At 71.2% G+C, this 16241-nt stretch carries 12 protein-coding genes; 7 read left to right on the forward strand and 5 right to left on the reverse strand.

The annotated features are described in order from the left end of the window. Positions 1–56: 56 nt before the first annotated feature. Genes SK854_RS01040 through SK854_RS01060 form a run of 5 tightly spaced genes read left to right on the forward strand, consistent with a single transcriptional unit; the run spans position 57 to position 9967 of the window. Entirely contained in the window at positions 57–3797 is a 3741-nt protein-coding gene (locus SK854_RS01040) for a DUF4132 domain-containing protein (protein ID WP_319973031.1), read from the forward strand. Next, positions 3794–4864 carry an ATP-binding protein gene (locus SK854_RS01045; RefSeq protein WP_319973032.1) on the forward strand — a complete coding sequence of 357 codons (1071 nt, stop codon included), beginning with the start codon at positions 3794–3796 and terminating at the stop codon, positions 4862–4864. The genes SK854_RS01040 and SK854_RS01045 overlap by 4 nt, the downstream gene beginning before the upstream one ends. After that, positions 4822–7065, forward strand: coding sequence for a DUF5682 family protein (locus SK854_RS01050; RefSeq protein ID WP_319973033.1), 2244 nt, complete (start codon positions 4822–4824; stop codon positions 7063–7065). The genes SK854_RS01045 and SK854_RS01050 overlap by 43 nt, the downstream gene beginning before the upstream one ends. Then, positions 7062–8165 carry a VWA domain-containing protein gene (locus SK854_RS01055; RefSeq protein ID WP_319973034.1) on the forward strand — a complete coding sequence of 368 codons (1104 nt, stop codon included), beginning with the start codon at positions 7062–7064 and terminating at the stop codon, positions 8163–8165. Before SK854_RS01050 ends, SK854_RS01055 begins: the two co-directional genes overlap by 4 nt. Continuing rightward, positions 8162–9967 carry an SWIM zinc finger family protein gene (locus SK854_RS01060; RefSeq protein WP_319973035.1) on the forward strand — a complete coding sequence of 602 codons (1806 nt, stop codon included), beginning with the start codon at positions 8162–8164 and terminating at the stop codon, positions 9965–9967. Before SK854_RS01055 ends, SK854_RS01060 begins: the two co-directional genes overlap by 4 nt. A gap of 46 nt (positions 9968–10013) precedes the next feature. Here SK854_RS01060 and SK854_RS01065 read toward each other — a convergent pair whose 3' ends face one another. The 3 genes from SK854_RS01065 to SK854_RS01075 all read right to left on the reverse strand — a co-directional run bounded on the left by SK854_RS01065 (position 10014) and on the right by SK854_RS01075 (position 12915). Next, complete coding sequence (locus SK854_RS01065) at positions 10014–11324, reverse strand: tetratricopeptide repeat protein (RefSeq protein WP_319973036.1); 1311 nt, start codon at positions 11322–11324, stop codon at positions 10014–10016. Between the two features lie 17 nt (positions 11325–11341). Then, a complete protein-coding gene (locus SK854_RS01070) occupies positions 11342–12262 on the reverse strand; it encodes an ArsR/SmtB family transcription factor (protein WP_319973037.1) in 921 nt (306 codons plus the stop codon). A 98-nt stretch (positions 12263–12360) separates the two neighbouring features. Then, a complete protein-coding gene (locus SK854_RS01075) occupies positions 12361–12915 on the reverse strand; it encodes a TetR/AcrR family transcriptional regulator (RefSeq protein ID WP_319973038.1) in 555 nt (184 codons plus the stop codon). 82 nt (positions 12916–12997) lie between these two features. On the opposite strand from SK854_RS01075, the gene SK854_RS01080 reads away from it, so the two are divergent. Beyond that, positions 12998–14365 (forward strand): MFS transporter, encoded by a 1368-nt coding sequence (locus SK854_RS01080; RefSeq protein WP_319973039.1) that lies wholly within the window; start codon positions 12998–13000, stop codon positions 14363–14365. On the opposite strand, the gene SK854_RS01085 is transcribed toward SK854_RS01080, so the two are convergent. Then, positions 14316–14474 (reverse strand): hypothetical protein, encoded by a 159-nt coding sequence (locus tag SK854_RS01085; RefSeq protein ID WP_319973040.1) that lies wholly within the window; start codon positions 14472–14474, stop codon positions 14316–14318. The two genes, SK854_RS01080 and SK854_RS01085, sit on opposite strands and share 50 nt — an antisense overlap. Before the next feature lie 19 nt (positions 14475–14493). Between SK854_RS01085 and SK854_RS01090 the strand changes: the two genes are divergently transcribed. Continuing rightward, positions 14494–15108, forward strand: a complete 615-nt coding sequence (locus tag SK854_RS01090) for a hypothetical protein (RefSeq protein ID WP_319973041.1) — start codon at positions 14494–14496, stop codon at positions 15106–15108. Here the strand turns inward: SK854_RS01090 and SK854_RS01095 are convergent. Further along, complete coding sequence (locus SK854_RS01095) at positions 15101–16234, reverse strand: glycerate kinase family protein (protein WP_319973042.1); 1134 nt, start codon at positions 16232–16234, stop codon at positions 15101–15103. The genes SK854_RS01090 and SK854_RS01095 overlap by 8 nt on opposite strands. Between the last annotated feature and the right edge of the window lie 7 nt (positions 16235–16241).

Raw genomic sequence — 16241 nt, forward strand, 5'->3', positions numbered from 1 at the left:
CCCTGAGTAACGTCCGTGCACATCAACTCCCTTGTGTGGCCCCAGGAGGTACAGCAGTGCGCAGGTGGGAACTCGTCGCGAACGGCTCCGCGAAGTTCTGGGAGATCGGACAGGACGGCGCGACGGTGACCGTCCGGTTCGGACGGCTGGGCACCACCGGCCAGACTCAGACGAAGGAGCTGGCCTCCGCCGAGGCGGCCGACGCGCACGTCGCGAAGCTGGTGGCGGAGAAGGAGAAGAAGGGCTACAGACCGGAACCCACCACCGAGCCCCAGCAGCCCGCGGCCATCGAGCCCGCATCCCGACCCGCACCGCAGCAAGACACGGCCTCGCAGCACCCGGCCCAGGAGCTCGCCGCCGGGCAGAAGACGGCCACCGACCCTGCCGCCCAAGAGCGCGCCACCACCACGTCCGGTGCGCCGCAGCCCGCCGCCGGGCACGCGGCCCAGTCGCCCGCCGCCCAGCAGCCCGCAGTCTCTCCACCCGCCGCCGCATCTCCGGCGACCACCAAGCCTTCCACCCAGCGCCCCGCCACCGAGCCCACCGCTGCGCCACCTGCCACCACTCCCGCAGCCCCCATCGACGAAGACACCTGGGTGATCCCCAAGGCCTGGCTGCGCGACGCGGTGCGACAGCGCGACTTCGACCCGGCCCTGGATTTCGCCGTCGACCCCGCCAAGGCGGAGCAGGCGCGGCAGCAGATCGTCGAGCAGGCGGAGAAGATCGAGACCGCCCTGACCGCCAAGAACTCGAAACCGGAACTGGTGAGCGCGGCCCGCGAGCACCTGGCCGGGCAGCCGACCCCGGTCGGCGCGGCGGCGATCGCGGCCATCACGAAGCCGGGCGGGCCCGCCGTGCACGCCTGGATCGCCGACCACGGCCTGGCCTTCGCCACCACCGCGGTCATCGAGCTCACGAGCCTGACCTTCTCCGACGAGTGGGACGACAAGCGCGCCAAGTGGACCGGCATCTGCCTGCAGTACGACCGCGGCGGCTTCCAGACGTCGATCGGCGAACCGGAAGGCCTGATGCTCACCGCCCTCCGGTACGCGATCGCCGTCGCGGGCCCCGAGGACCGCGCGGCCGCCGAGGGTGTGCTGGAGAAGATCGGCAAGTCGAAGACCGAGAAGGAACTCCGGTCCTTCCTGATGCCCGAGCGGGCGGACTGGTTCACCCAGGTCCGCAAGCAGGGCTACACGCCGAGCCGGTGGTGGATGCTGCCGAGCAGCGCCCGCAGCCTCGAGGACTTCAGGAAGGGCGGCGAGTCGGTCACGACATCGGCGTTCCTGCTCTACACCGCGGTGTACGTGCTGGGGCCGGCCGTCGCGCCGCTGCTCGCGGAGGAGCTCGACTCCGACAGCTACCACCAGCGCACGGGCGGCCGCAAGCAGGCGTTGACCGTGCTGGCGGCGTTACCGACGGACGAGGCGTTCTCGATCCTGCTCGACCGGCTGGACGGGAAGTACGTGCGGCCCGCGGTGGTGTCCGCGATGAGGGCGTTTCCCGTGCGAGCGGCGCGGCTGCTGGCCGAGCGCGCGTCGTCGAGTGATCACGCGCGCCGGCTGTTGCACATCCACCTGCGGAGCAACCCGCACCTGACCGTGCCCGACGAGGTCGCCACGCTGCTCGCCGAGTCCGCCGAGGCGATCATGCCGGAGGCGACCGCGGACCAGCTGCCGGCGCTGCTGGCCTCCCCACCGTGGCTCAGTCGCAAAAAGCCGGTGAAGCCCGTGGTGCTGGCGGATCTTCCGGTGCCGGAGGCGGCGGTGATCTGGGAGCCGGGCGAGCACGAGCAGTGGCTCGCGTCCGGCTCGGAGTGGGTCCAGGACCGCCACGACTGGCGAAACCTGCTCAAGGAGTACAACGCCGGCCTGATCGGCTACTACGACAACGACCTGTTCCTCCTCGCCCCCGAGGAGGAGGTGCGGCACCTGCTCGCGGACTGGAAGCCGGTCTACAGCTACGGCGTCGAGGAGTGGGGCAAGAACATCGCCGCCCGGTTCGGTGTCGACGCCGCACCGGCGCTCATCCGGCACGTCCAGTCCGCGGCCGCGGGGACCGGGATGGTGCTGCTGCCGTTCGCCACCGTCGAGGTGGCCACGCAGATGGCCGACTGGTTCGCCCGCACCAAGGCGGCCCGGCGCTGGGGCCTCGACTGGCTAGCCCGGCATCGCGAGCGGGCCGTCCGCCTCCTCATCCCGGCGGCGGCCGGCAAGGCGGGCGTCCCTCGTCGCAACGCCGAGGCGGCGTTGCGGCACCTGAACAATCTCGGTGTCGACGTGGCGGCCATCGCCAAGGAGTGCGGTGCCGAGGCCGCGATCGACGTCGTGCTCGCGGTCGACCCGGTCGACGTGCTGCCCGCGAAGCTGCCGTCGATCGGCGAGTGGGCGGACCCCAGGCTGCTGCCACAGGTGCTGCTGGCGGACCGCAAGCACGCCCTGTCCTCCGAAGTAGCCGGTCATCTGCTGATGACGGCCGCGCTGTCCAAGCCGGGCGAGCTCTACGCGGGCCTGCCGATCGCCCGTGAGGCACTCGACCCCGGCTCGCTGGCGGAGTTCGCGTGGGCCGCCTTCCAGGCCTGGGAGCAGGCAGGCGCACCGCCGAAGGAGAGTTGGGTGCTGAACGCGCTCGGCTGGTTCGGCGACGACGAGACCGTGCGCAGGTTGTCGCCGCTGATCCGCAACTGGCCCGGCGAGAGCCAGCACGCCAGGGCGGTCAGCGGGCTCGACGTGCTCGCCGACATCGGCACCGAAGTGGCGCTGTCGCATCTGAACAGCATCGCCGAGAAGGTGTCGTTCAAGGGCCTCAAGACCAGGGCTCAGGAGAAGGTCGCCCAGATCGCGGCCGAGCTCGGGCTGTCCCGCGACCAGCTGTCGGACCGGCTGGTCCCGCGCCTGGGCCTGGACGACGCCGCAACCCTGGTGATCGACTACGGCCCCCGGAAGTTCACCGTGGGCTTCGACGAGCAGCTCAAGCCGTTCGTGCTCGACCCGGACGGCAAGCGCCGCAAGGATCTGCCGAAGCCCGGCGCGAAGGACGACCAGGACCTCGCACCGCTGGAGCACAAGCGGTTCATGGCGCTGAAGAAGGACGTCCGCACCATCGCGTCCGACCAGATCCAGCGGCTCGAACGCGCGATGGTCGACCAGCGCAGGTGGAGCGCCGAGGAGTTCCTGACGGTCCTCGCCGCTCATCCGCTGCTGTGGCACCTGGTCCGCCGCCTGGTCTGGATCACCGACGAGGGCACCTCGTTCCGCCTGGCCGAGGACCGCACGCTGGCCGACGAGCACGACGACGAGTTCACGCTGTCCGAGAGCACCGCGGTCCGCGTGGCGCACGCGGTCGACCTGCGGGAGGCGTCGGCGGCGTGGGGCGAGGTCTTCGCCGACTACGAGATCCTCCAGCCGTTCCCGCAGCTGGGCCGCCCGGTTCACCTGCTCGGCGCGGCCGGCGACCTTCTCCCCCGTGCGAAGAAGTACTGCGACACCCCGTACCCGATCGGCAAGATCCTCGGCCTGACCAAGAAGGGCTGGGTGCGCGGCACCCCGCAGGACGCGGGCGTCGAGTGCTGGATCACCCGGCCGTTCCCCGACGGCGGCGCGCTCGTCGCCAGGCTCGAACCCGGCATCGCGGTGGGCGCCATGGACGTCTTCCCCGAGGTCGGTTTCAGCGACATGTGGTTCTCGCGCAACGGTCACGGCGCGTGGTCCGCTCCGGCTGACGCGCCGGCCACCTACGAGATCGACCCGATCACCGTCTCCGAGCTCCTCTCCGAACTGGAGTCCTTGCAGTCATGACCAGCACCCAGACGATGCAGCGTCCTCCCGCCGAGGTCCGCTACGCCGACGAGCTCGCCAAGCTGCGCGACACCGACACGGCGCCCAGGCCGCCGGGCTGGGCGCTGAGCCTCGAAGCCGCGCGCCGGTTCGTGGTGGGTGACGAGAAGCGGGGCATCAGCAGGAAGTTCGTCGGCGATCCGTCCCTTGTGGACAGGGCGCTGGTCACGCTCGCGACGAGCCGCGGCCTGATGCTGGTCGGTGAGCCGGGCACGGCGAAGTCGTTGCTGTCCGAGCTGATCGCGGCGGCGGTGTGCGGCGAGTCGACGCTGACGATCCAGGGCGGCGCGGCCACGACCGAGGACCAGATCAAGTACTCGTGGAACTACGCGCTGCTCGTCGCGGAGGGGCCGTCGCCGCGCTCGCTCGTGCCGGCGCCGATGCTGCGGGGCATGGCCGAGGGCAAGATCGTGCGGTTCGAGGAGATCACCCGCTGCCCGCTGGAGGTCCAGGACTGCATGCTGTCGATGCTGTCCGACCGCGTGATGGCGATCGGCGAGCTGAACGGCCCGGACGGCATGGTGTTCGCGCAGGACGGGTTCAACGTGATCGCCACGGCGAACACGCGGGACAGGGGCGTGAACGAGATGAGCGCCGCGCTCAAGCGGCGGTTCAACTTCGAGACGGTGTTCCCGATCGCCGACTTCGACACCGAGCTCGCCCTGGTCGAGCAGGAGGCGGCGAAGCTGCTGGAGAAGTCGGGCGTCGAGCTCGCGCCGAGGCGTGACGTGCTGGAGGTCCTGGTCCGCACGTTCCGCGATCTGCGCGAGGGCGGCGACCGGCTCACCACCGTGATGAGCACGGCCGAGGCGGTGTCGGTGGCGCACGCGGTGGGACTGCGAGGCTGGTTCCTGCGCGGCGAGGTCGGGTCGGCAGCGGACGTCGTGGAGTGCCTGGCGGGCACGGCGGCGAAGGACAACGCGGAGGACCTGGCGCGGCTGCGGCGGTACCTGGAGCAGCACGCGTCGCGGCGCAAGGGCGAGCAGTGGCAGGAGCTGCACCGCGCCCGGCACCTGCTGCCCGGCTGATGGGGGCCGTGTTCGTCGGCGTCCGGCACCACAGTCCCGCCTGTGCCCGGCTGGTCGCCGCCACCATCTCCGAGCACCAGCCCGCGTACGTGCTCGTCGAAGGTCCCGCCGACTTCAACGAGCGCATCGACGAGCTGTTGCTCGGCCACGAGCTGCCCGTCGCGTTGTTCAGCTACTCCGACCAGCACGCGTCGTGGTCGCCGTTCTGCGACTACTCGCCGGAGTGGGTGGCGATCACCGAGGCCCGCCGGTGCGGCGCCGAGGTCAGGTTCATCGACCTGCCCGCGTGGCACGAGGCGTTCCGCGACGTCAGCAACAGGTACGCGGACGCGGAGCTGCGCTACACCGAGGTCGTCGAGCGGCTGTGCCGGGAGTTCGCGGTCGACAACGTCGACGCGCTCTGGGACCACCTCTTCGAGTGCGAGACCGAGCCGAAGGGCATGGCCGAGTACTTCGACCTGCTGCGCGGCACGGCGACCGCGGACGAGGGCGACTCGGCTCGCGAGGAGTACATGGCGCGCTGGGTGCGGGCCGCGGTGAACGACGCGGGAGACAGGCCCGTCGTCGTGATCACCGGCGGCTTCCACACGGCCGCGCTCAAGGCGAAGCTCGAAGGCACCACCGAGTGGCCCGAGGTTCCCGAACGGGAGAGAGGCGCGAGCTATCTCGTGCCGTATTCGCACGCACGGCTGGACGCGTTCACCGGTTACCAGTCGGGCATGCCGTCGCCCGGCTACTACCAGCAGGTCTGGGAGGCGGGGTCGCAGCGCGCGGCGGACTGGCTGGTCGAGTCGGTGGCGACGCGGCTGCGCGGGCGGCTGCAGCCGGTGTCGACGGCCGACCTCATCGCGGCGCGCACGCAGGCCGGGGCGCTGGCCCGGTTGCGCGGTCACGAGAACCTGGCGCGCACGGACGTGCTCGACGGCCTGACCAGCGCGTTGATCTCCGAGGACCTGACGCAGCCGCCGCCGTGGACCCGGCGCGGCACGCTGCAGCCCGGCGCGCACCCGGCGTTGATCGAGATGATCGGGGCGTTGAGGGGCAGCAAGGTCGGCAGGCTGCACCCGGACACGCCGGCACCGCCGCTGGTCAACGCCGTGCAGGAGCTGTTGCGGACGCACGGGCTCGACCAGGAGGGCAAGGTCGCGCTCGATCTCACGGACGCGGAGGCGTTGGAGCGCAGCAGGATCCTGCACCGCCTGCGGGTGCTGCGGATTCCCGGCTTCGAACGCACGAGCGGCCCGTCCGAGGGCGCCGCGCCGCAGCTGGACGAGCAGTGGACGCTGCGACCGGCCGAGGAACGGCTGGCAGCGCTGATCGAGGCCGCCGAGAACGGCGCCACGCTGGAGGAAGCGGCTGGGGCGGTGCTGGAACGCCGTTCCCGGGACGCTCAGCTGGAGCACCTGGCGACCATCCTGTTCGACGCGGTGCTCTGCGGGATCTCGGCGTTGTCCGGACAGGTCCAGCAGACCCTCAACGAGGGCGTCCGGGCGACGGGCGATCTCGCGGCGCTCGGGTCCGTGCTCGGCGGTGTGCTCGGACTGTGGCGGCACGACAGGTTGTTCGGCACGAGAAGGGATCCGCTGCTGGGCTCGGTGATCGACGCGGGCACGGCGCGGGTGCTCTGGCTGGTCGAGGGCCTGCACGGCGGCCCGGCTCCGGCCGACCCGCACCGTCTCAAGGCCATGGCGGCGACCAGGGACGCGGTGCTGCACGCGAAGTCCGCGCTCTCGCTGGACGTCGCGGACGTCACCGGCGTCGCGACCCGAGTGAGCAACGACGTGGAGGCACCGCCGGATCTGCGCGGCGCCGCACTCGGGCTCGCCTGGACGCTGGGCTCCCAGCTGGACGTGCGCAAGGTGCGCAACATCGAGGCGCTCGGCGACTGGCTCGCCGGGTTGTTCGCGGTCGCGCGGGAAGAGGTACTGGCAAGCTCCGACCTGGTCGGGGTGCTCGACGAGCTGGTCAGCGCGATGACCGAGGACGAGTTCCTGGTGGCGCTGCCCGCGTTGCGGCTCGCCTTCAGCTACTTCCCGCCCAGGGAAAGGGAGACCATCGCGGCCACCGTCCTGCACCATCGCGGTGCCGAGGGCAGCGCGAAGGGCGTCACCCGTCTCACCGTCGACCCGATGGTCGTGGCGGAGGCGATGGCGATCGAGAAGCGCGTGGACGCGTTGCTGGTGAAGGGCGGGCTCGCATGACGGACCTGGAACGCTGGCGGCTGATCCTGGGTGAACCCGCGTCGCGCTGCACCGGAGGGGTGCAGGGCGACGCGGCCCGCCGGGACACGGCGCTGGAATGGCTCTACGGCCGCGATCCCGAGCTGGCCGAACGCGGCGTGCGCAAGGGCGGCAGCGAGGACTCGGTGCTGCAGACCGTCGACTGGCTCGACGAGGTGCACACTCTCTTCCCGCGCGAGACGATCGAACGGCTGGAACGCGACGCGGTCGAGCGGTACGAGATCACCGACGTCGTCACCGATCCCGAAGTGCTGCAACGGATCGAGCCGAACCCGGCGCTGCTGCGCGCGGTGCTGCGGACCAAGCACCTGATGAACCCTGCCGTGCTCGCGCTGGCGCGCAAGATCGTCGAAGCGGTCGTGAAGCAGTTGATGGAGAAGCTGAAGACGGAGGTGCGCACGGCGTTCAGCGGCACGAGGTCGCGGCGGCCGAGCATTCACAAGAACTCGCGCAACTTCGACTTCCGCTCCACGATCAGGGCGAACCTCCAGCGCTACCAACCGGAAGAGCGCAAGCTCGCGATCGAGCACCCGAAGTTCGTCTCCCGCACCAAACGTCACCTGGAGCAGTGGCAGGTGATCCTGCTGGTGGACCAGTCCGGGTCGATGACCAGCTCGGTGATCCACTCGGCCGTCACGGCGGCCTGTCTGTGGGGGTTGCCGGGGCTCAGGACGCACCTGGTCGCCTTCGACACCAACGTGGTCGACCTGACCTCGGACGTGACGGACCCGGTCGAGCTGCTGATGAAGGTGCAGCTCGGCGGCGGCACGGACATCGCCAAGGCCGTGGCCTACGGGGCCGGCCTCGTGGACAGCCCGCGCCGGTCGATCGTGGCGATCATCAGCGACTTCTACGAGGGCGGCAGCGCGGCGCACCTGGTCCGCACGGTGAAGGACCTGTGCGAGCAGGGCACCCACGTGCTGTGCCTGGCGGCGCTGGACGACGAGGCGAACCCGGACTACGACCGGGCGCTGGGCCAGCGCCTCGCGAACGTCGGCGCGCACGTCGGCGCGATGACCCCAGGACAGCTCGCGGAATTCGTTGCGGAGAAGCTCAGGTGACCAGACCAGACCTGATGGCACTGACCCCGGACGCCCTCGCGGCGCTGGCCAACCGCGGTCTGGTGAAACGCGCCGTCAAGGAGCTCGACGCGGGCGTCGTCCCGGCGCTCGACACCGATCCGGCCGGTGCCGTCCAGGGCAAGTTCCCGGACGGCACCACGACGACGCTGCCGCCGGGCATCGCGCTCGACGCGGCACGGTGCAGCTGCGGCGCGGCGGGCGTCTGCCGGCACCGCATCGCCGTCGTCCTGGCGTACCAACGCACTCAGGAGACGACCGCACCGGCCGAGCTGTGGTCGCCGGGCGCGGTGACGGACACCGACCTGGTGGCGTTGATGGGCGAACGCACGCTGCGCCGCGCCCGCAGGGCCTTCCAGGCCGGTTACCGAGCCAAGCTCCGCCGCCCGGCCGCGGAAGACCACACCGCACAGGCGGAACTCCCCACCTGCACGGTCACGTTCCTGGTCCCCGGCGACCTGTCCTACGTCCACACCGACGCGGTGAACAAGGACGAGGCGACGGCACTGGCGGTGTGGGCGTTCCGCGAGGCGGACGCACAGGGAGCCGACACGGTCGACGTCGGTGGATCTCCCACCACCGCAACGGACCTGACCGCCGTCACCGATCTGCTCGACCAGTTGCTGCTCGACGGCGCCACGAACGCGAGCGAGGTGCTCGACGTCGCGTGGCAGCGCCTGCACCGCGACCTCACCGCGCAACGCCTGCACTGGCCGGCCGCAGTGATCACCGACCTGCTCGCGCAACTCACCGCATATCGCAGGCGCAGCGCCGACTACGAGGCCGAACAGTTCGCCGCACTGCTGACCGAACTGCACGCGCGAACCACCGCCACGGGCCCCCGCGCCGAGATCCTGGGCCCGGACGAGCCCGCGGAAACACCGCTCAAGCGAGTCAGGCTGACCGCGCTGGGCGCCCGCCTGCGGGCGGAGAACGCGGCCGACGTCTACTTCGCCTCGGGCGACGTCGTCCTGGTGCAGCGCGACACTCCCCTGCGCACCGGCGTGCGGCTGGCGGCGTCGAACGTGGTGTCCGAGTCGGCGACGCGCAGCGCGAGCCGAGCGGTGACCCTGAAGACGAGCAGGGTGGCCAAAACCTCGCTCACTCCGGTCGGCACGGCCTGGGACCACCTGCCCCAGGCCCTGGTGATCGACGACTACGCCAAGGCCGCCGCACACCTGGCCGAACTGCCGCCGCGCCAGGTCCGCGCGAGGGTGGAGGCCGAACTGGTCCGCGCGATCCGCGTCACCGAGGTGTCCGGCCTCGCCTACGACCCGGCCGCGCAACGCCTCACCGCCACCCTGCACGACCCGACGGGCACGTCGTGCCTCCTGGAGGCAACACACCGGGCCGTCGCACCACAGTCTTTGGACGCCCTGACAGCGGCGTTGCGCGCCAACCCCACGACGATCACCGGCAGCGTCCGGCGACATCGAGGCACCCTGGTCGTCGACCCGCTGGCCGTGCACACCCCGGCGGGGGTGGTGGTCGTGGACCTCGCGACGGACACGACGCCACAACCCCTGTCGCCGGGAGTCACGACGTCCGATCCGCTGAGCGCGGCGGTCGACAGCGCGCTGACGGTGCTGGCCGAGGCCTCTCATCGAGGCCTGGACCACCTGACGGACAGCCTGCTCACCCGCGTGCGCGAGGTAGGCGCGCACCTGCACCGCACGGGCCTGCGCACGGCGGCGGCCAGCGTCACGGCGTTCGCCGACGGCCCGGCCTCGGCCACCTGGCTCGCCGCGCACCTGCGATTACTGGTCACGGCCGACTCTCGCTGAGGAGGCCGCACCCGCGACCAACTCCACCGAGGTGGCCGGTTCCGTCTCAACGCACCTGCACGGCACGGACCCGTTCAGCAGCACGGCGTGCGCCAACACCCCGTCCGCGGCCACCCGCCTCGGCGGGCAGCCGCCGGTCATGGCCGCCCACCGGCACAACCGGAGCCGCCACCACCGACGAGGTCGGGTCGATGCGTTGGGACAGCACGTAGTCCTCGGCGGCCTCGGCCACCCGCCCAAGCCGTTCCAGCACGAAGCCGCGCAGATAGGCCGCACGAGCCGCGCCCCAACCCCCGAGTGCGATCCCACGGCCGTAGGCCTCCAAGGAAGCCTCCAGCTGACCGCACGCTGCCAGCGCGTCGCCCTGCAATGCCCACGTCCGGTGGTCACCGGGACTGAGCTCGACCAGTTCGCCGGCGTAGCCGACGGCGCGCTGTCCCAGGCCGACGGCGACGTGGGTCTGCACGAGGAAGGAGTAGAGGGCGTAGGCCTCGTCCGCCCACGCCAGCCGGTCCATCTCGGCCGTGCCCGGCGTCGCCGAGGTCAGCGATTCCAGTGCGCGGCCGAGAAGGCGGTGCGTCTCGACGATGTCGTGCCGCACGAACGGAACCGCGGCGATCGCACGGTGCAGTCGCGCTCGGTGCAGGGCGGCGGTGAAGCCGTTCTGCGGCAGCTCGGACGCGGCCTTCGTCGCCAAAGCGGCACCGGCTTGCAGGGACGTGGAGTCGGCGCCGCGGGCGGCGTTGCGGAACACCACGAACAACGCCAGGTCGCGGCGCGTCTCGGGAGGAAGCCCGGACCTGGCGCCGCGCAACGCCATCGCCTCCACGGCGGACGACGGGAGGTGGCAGCGGAGCACGGCGAGCTGTTCCAGCGCGAGTTCGGGCGAGAACACGTGCTTGCGCGGGTCGATCACGCTCAGGCCGATCACCGAGGCCGCGCGCTGCGGATATCCCAGGCGCAGCAACAGGTCGCAGGCCAGGCGGCGTTCGGCCGTGCGCAACGAGCCGAGCGCTCGTTCGTGCACGCGCCACCACAGTTCGGAGGCGAGGTCGACCGGGAACTCCGTCATGTCCGAACCGACGCCGTCGAGCCTGCCCCAGCTCGCGGCCGTCAGCAGCCGCAGCTGGGCGGACGGCGGTTGGTCGAAGCGCGGAACGCCCGCCGAGACGCCCGTCACGAACGCACGGGCCATGGCGTGGGTGATGCGGGCGTGCAGCGCGGAAGTCGTGCCGGGAGCGGACAGTCCGGCGTAGACGCCGCAGGCGACTGGCACCTGGGCGGTGCGCAGGGCGCGCAGCCGGACCGCCAGCGCACGGGGACTCGGGTCGGTGCGGTACCGCGGCATCGCGGTCATGCTGGCCTCCCTGATCGTCAGTTCAGCAGTTCCCAGCCGCGCCGGGTCAGGCGGTGGCGGACCGACCTGCCGTTGCGGTGGGTGGACACGAAACCCGCCGTGCGCAGCGCGGTGGCGTGCTGCGACGCCGTGGGCAGGCTGATGCCCACGTGCTTGGCGAGCTCGGTGGTGGTGCGTTCGGAGGTGAGCGCCCGCAGCACCAGCGTCCGGGTGCGTCCCAGCGCCAGTTCGAGGCTGGCGCCGCTCGGCTGAGGTGCCGTGACGGGGTAGAACAGCAGTGGCTGCGGTTCGGCGAACATCGACACCGCCGGGCGGGTCAGCCCGTTGAGCACCGGCACGATGAGCATCCCCGTGCCGCGCAACGAGATCTCGGTGTCCCAGCCCAGTTCGACGTGCAACGCGGGCGAGGTCCACGAGATCGACGGGTGCAGGTGGCCGAGCAGCTCTCCCAGCCCGCGCGTCACGGCCTGCGACGACCGCAGGCGCACCTCTGCGTCGAACCCCTGCCGCGTCTGCGGCCAGTTCGGGCCGAGCAGGTCGCGGAAACCGGAGTGGAACGCGGACCTCAGGTCCTGGCGCGAGGTCGGGGTGCCGGCCGCGAACGACCGCAGCCACGGCGACGTCGTGCCGAGCATGCTCGCGATCTGGTCGCGTACCCGTGTCGACGGCACTTCGAGCACCTGGCGCACGGCGTCGTCGAAGTCGGGCCGCGCGGAGTTGAAGAAGTCGGGAATGAACCGGCCTGGCCTGACCAGTTCGGCGAGCGGGCGGATCTGCGGCAGCAGCAGGCGGTCCCAGTTGCCGCTGTGCATGGTGAACACCAGTTCGTACATCGGCAGTGGAGCCGACGCGAACCGCGTGCGCGCCAGATCTTCCAACTCGAACAGAATTGTCAGTCCGCGCCCCTTGGGCACGGATTCGGACATCACGATCGGCATGTGCTTCCCCCCGGAGTGCCCCCCACCTCCGACGGTACGCAGACTTCGTTGTCCGGTGTCAGCGTTGTTCCACTTGACAACGTTCTGCGGACAAACTCTCAGACGAGCGGCCCCGCCTGCTCGGTGAGCTTGAGCAGCAGGTCACGGGTGCGGTCGCGTTCTTCGTCCGACTCCTGGCCGCGCCACAGGAGATCCGCCAGCGTCACTCCATCGAGTGCACGGGAAATGAGGTCCGCCCGTTGCGGGTGCAGGCCGTCCGAATCGGTCTGCTGACGCCAGCGGGTCGCCGCGACGTCCAGGCGCTGCTGGAGTTCCGGGACACCCAGCAACGCCGTTACGACAGACGGGTGAGACCACAGGTCGTCCGGCACGAAGGTCGCCCTGATGTGCGCGCGGGTCCAGCGGCCTGGCGTGTCCTCCGGTTCGAGCAGGCTCTCGACCGTCGCGTCGTAGTGGTCGAACCACTCCTCGATCAACCCGACGATCAACGCCTGCTTGGTGCGGAAGTGGTGCAGCAGGCCGCCCTTCGAGACGCCCGCTTCCTTCGCCACGGCATCGAGGCTGATGTTCGGGCCTTGCTCGCTCAACGCGCGCGCGGCCGCGGCGAGCACCTCACGGCGGGTGCGGGGCGCGTTGCGCTGCTCTCCGGGCATGTGATCAACCTAGCGGTTGCCTAGCCGACCGTCCAGACGGTACGTTATTTGCAGACCAGATGGTCGGCCAAGGGGGTTCGTCATGCGGAAGTGGGCAGCGCTCGGCGTGCTCGCGCTCGCGTTGTTGTTGATCGCGGTGGACGGCACGGTGCTGGCACTGGCGATCCCGGCGCTTCAGCACGAACTGGCGCCCACCGCCGCACAGGTGCTGTGGATCGGCGACATCTACTCGTTCGTGCTCGGCGGTCTGCTGGTCACGATGGGCACGCTCGGCGATCGCATCGGCCGCAAGAAACTGCTGCTCCTGGGTGCCGCAGGATTCGGGGCGGCGTCGCTGCTGGCCGCGTTCGCGCCGTCGGCCGAGTGGCTGATCGCGGCCCGCGCCCTGCTCGGCGTGGCGGGCGCGACGATCATGCCGTCGACGCTGTCGATCATCCGCAACCTGTTCACCGACCCCGCCGAACGCAGGCGGGCGGTGGCGGTGTGGGCGGCGACGGCCACGGCCGGAGCGGCGCTCGGACCGTTGGTCGGCGGTGTGCTGCTGGAGCACTTCTGGTGGGGCTCGGTGTTCATCATCAACCTGCCGGTGATGGCGGCGCTGCTCGTGTTCGGCGCCTGGTGGCTGCCGGAGACCCGTGACCCGAACCCCGGACCGTTCGACCTGGTCAGCGCACTGCTGTCGGCTGTCGGCGTGGTGCCGCTCGTGTACGCGATCAAGGAGGTCGCGCTGGTCGGCCCGACGTGGATCGCCCTGCTGGCCGGACTCGTCGGCGTGGCGGGGCTGTGGTTGTTCGTGCGGCGGCAGCAGTCGTCCGCGCATCCGATGATCGACGTGGCGCTGTTCCGCAGCCCGGCGTTCAGCGGTGCCGTGGGCGCGACGATGATCGCGGTGTTCGCGCTGACCGGGCTGGTGTTCTTCCTGTCGCAGTACTTCCAGAACGTGCTGGGCTACTCGCCGCTGGAAGCCGGGTTGCGGGAGCTGCCGCTCGGTGTCGCGGGCATGCTCGTGATCGCGGTGATCGGGCCGGTGGTGCGCAGGCTCGGCGTGGGCCGCGCGATCGCCGCCGGGCTGCTGGTCAGCGCGGCGGGCCTGGCGATCGTGGGTTTCTCGGCGCGGTACGGCGCGATCGCGGTGGCGTTGGTGGTCATCGGCGCCGGTGTCGGGCTCGCGCTGACCCTGACCACGGACGCCGTGGTGTCGGCGGTCCCCGCGGACAAGGCGGGCGCGGCATCCGCGGTGTCCGAGACCGCGTACGAACTGGGCGCGGCGCTGGGCATCGCGGTGCTCGGGACCATGCTGTCGGCGTGGGCCGCCACCGGCACGTTCACGGAGGCCATGCAGGGCACGGCGCTGGTGGCGGCGGCGCTGCTCGCGGTGGCGGCCTTCGTGGCCTACCGGCTCATTCCGAGCGGGACGCCTCGGCCAGCCGTTCGTGCAACCGTTCCCTGATCTGGTCCGGCGTGTAGGCCTCGCGACGGCGCTGGTTCCGGGCGACGACCGCGCCGCTGGCCGCGACTCCCGCGAAAGCGGCGATGCCGAGCAGCTTCCAGAGCTTCATGTGCCTAGGCTAGTCGGTCATGGCGACAACACTGGACAAAGCCGTCGAGATGACCCGCACCGGCGACGTGTGGGTGTTCCGCGGGCGCAGCGCGGCGGACCGGGCGATCCAGGCCATGACCAACAGCCCGGTCAACCACGTCGGCATGGCGATCGTGATCGACGACATGCCGCCGCTGATGTGGCACGCCGAACTCGGCAAGTCCTTGAAGGACATGTGGTCGGGCACCCATCAGCGCGGCGCTCAGCTGCACGACCTGCGCGACGCCGTCGTGACGTGGCACGACAAGTACGGGCAGCGGGCCTGGTTGCGGCAGCTCGACCACGAGGTGACGCGCGAGATGGAGGACGCGGCGCTCAGGACGGTGGCGCGGCTGGACGGCACGCCGTTCCCGTCCACCGCCAAGCTCGCCTCGCGGTGGGCGCGCGGACGGATTCCGTTGCGGCCCAAGGGGGACGCGACCATCGAAAGCGCGTTCTGCGCGGAGATCGTGGCCGTGACGTACGAGGAGATGGGTTTGCTGCCCAAGCGCAGGCCCAACTGGTACGACCCCGGCAAGTTCTGGAGCGGCGACGACCTCGAACTGCTGAACGGCGCGAAGCTCGGCAGGGAGATCGAGATCGTCGTCATGTGAGGGCCGCGCCGACCAGGACCAGCCGCAGCGTCCGTTCCGTGGCGTCGGTGAGCAGTTCCGCGGCGGTGGCCATCGCGACGTCCAGCGCGACCGGGGCGGCGATGATGCTGGCGTAGGCGTCGATGCCGACGTCGTGGGTGGCGCGGGCGTTCTCCCCGATCGTGCCGGCGAGCGCGATGACGGGCTTGCCGTGCTTCTTGGCCCGGCGCGCCACCTCCGCGGGCACCTTGCCGTGCGGGGTCTGGCCGTCGATGGCGCCTTCCGCGGTGATGACGAGGTCGGCGTGCGGCAGGCGGGCGTCGAGGTCGGAGTGCTCCAGCATCACCTCGAAGCGCGGCACGAGGGTGGCGTTGAGCGCGTGCAGGCCGGCGCCGAGCCCGCCCGACGCGCCGCCACCGGGAATGGTGCGGGCCTCCGGGCCGAGCAGGTCCGCCCAGTTGTCCAGCGCGGCGCCGAGCAGGTCGACCTGCGCCGGCGTCGCGCCCTTCTGCGGCCCGAACACCCTCGCCACGCCTCGGTCGCCGCACAGCACGTTGTGCTGGTTGCAGGCCACGGTGATCTCGACCTTGTCCAGTCTGGGGTCCACTTCGGACAGGTCGAGCGCCCTGGCGCCGAGCAGGGCCGCTCCCCCGCGTTCGATCTCGCGGCCCTGTGCGTCGGTGATCCGCGCGCCCAGTGCCTGCAACGCGCCGGCGCCGCCGTCGGACGTGCCGGAGTCGCCGCACCCGACCAGGATCCGGTCGACACCGAGGTCCAGCGCGGCGAGGACGAGTTCGCCGACGCCGTACGTGGTGGTCGTGGCCGGGTCGCGGTGGCCGTTCGGGACGAGGCGCAAGCCTGCCGCGGCCGCCATCTCGACCACGGCGGTGCGGGGTCCAGGCCCGCCGAGCAACGCGAAGCTGGACGGGATCCGCTCGCCGACCGGCCCGGTGACCAGGACGGGGACGAGCCGGCCGCCGGTCGCCTCCGCGAGAGCTTTGGCCGAGCCCTCACCGCCGTCGACGAGCGGCGCCTTGTCCACGACCGCACCGGGAACCACCCGGTAGATGCCCTGCTCGATCGCGTCGGCGACCTCGCACGCGTCGAGAGATTCCTTGAAACCGCTGGGAGCTACCAGAAAACGCATCGGTGAC

The sequence above is a fragment of the Lentzea sokolovensis genome (assembly GCF_033949975.1).
Classification (GTDB): domain Bacteria; phylum Actinomycetota; class Actinomycetes; order Mycobacteriales; family Pseudonocardiaceae; genus Lentzea; species Lentzea sokolovensis.

What these genes read in the sequence shown, in the direction of transcription:
- SK854_RS01045 (WP_319973032.1), top strand. Translation starts at nt 3,794, where the DNA reads ATGACCAGCACCCAGACGATGCAGCGTCCTCCCGCCGAGGTCCGCTAC.
- SK854_RS01055 (WP_319973034.1), top strand. Translation starts at nt 7,062, where the DNA reads ATGACGGACCTGGAACGCTGGCGGCTGATCCTGGGTGAACCCGCGTCG.
- SK854_RS01065 (WP_319973036.1), bottom strand. Translation starts at nt 11,324, where the DNA reads ATGACCGCGATGCCGCGGTACCGCACCGACCCGAGTCCCCGTGCGCTG.
- SK854_RS01070 (WP_319973037.1), bottom strand. Translation starts at nt 12,262, where the DNA reads ATGCCGATCGTGATGTCCGAATCCGTGCCCAAGGGGCGCGGACTGACA.
- SK854_RS01075 (WP_319973038.1), bottom strand. Translation starts at nt 12,915, where the DNA reads ATGCCCGGAGAGCAGCGCAACGCGCCCCGCACCCGCCGTGAGGTGCTC.
- SK854_RS01080 (WP_319973039.1), top strand. Translation starts at nt 12,998, where the DNA reads ATGCGGAAGTGGGCAGCGCTCGGCGTGCTCGCGCTCGCGTTGTTGTTG.
- SK854_RS01085 (WP_319973040.1), bottom strand. Translation starts at nt 14,474, where the DNA reads ATGAAGCTCTGGAAGCTGCTCGGCATCGCCGCTTTCGCGGGAGTCGCG.
- SK854_RS01090 (WP_319973041.1), top strand. Translation starts at nt 14,494, where the DNA reads ATGGCGACAACACTGGACAAAGCCGTCGAGATGACCCGCACCGGCGAC.
- SK854_RS01095 (WP_319973042.1), bottom strand. Translation starts at nt 16,234, where the DNA reads ATGCGTTTTCTGGTAGCTCCCAGCGGTTTCAAGGAATCTCTCGACGCG.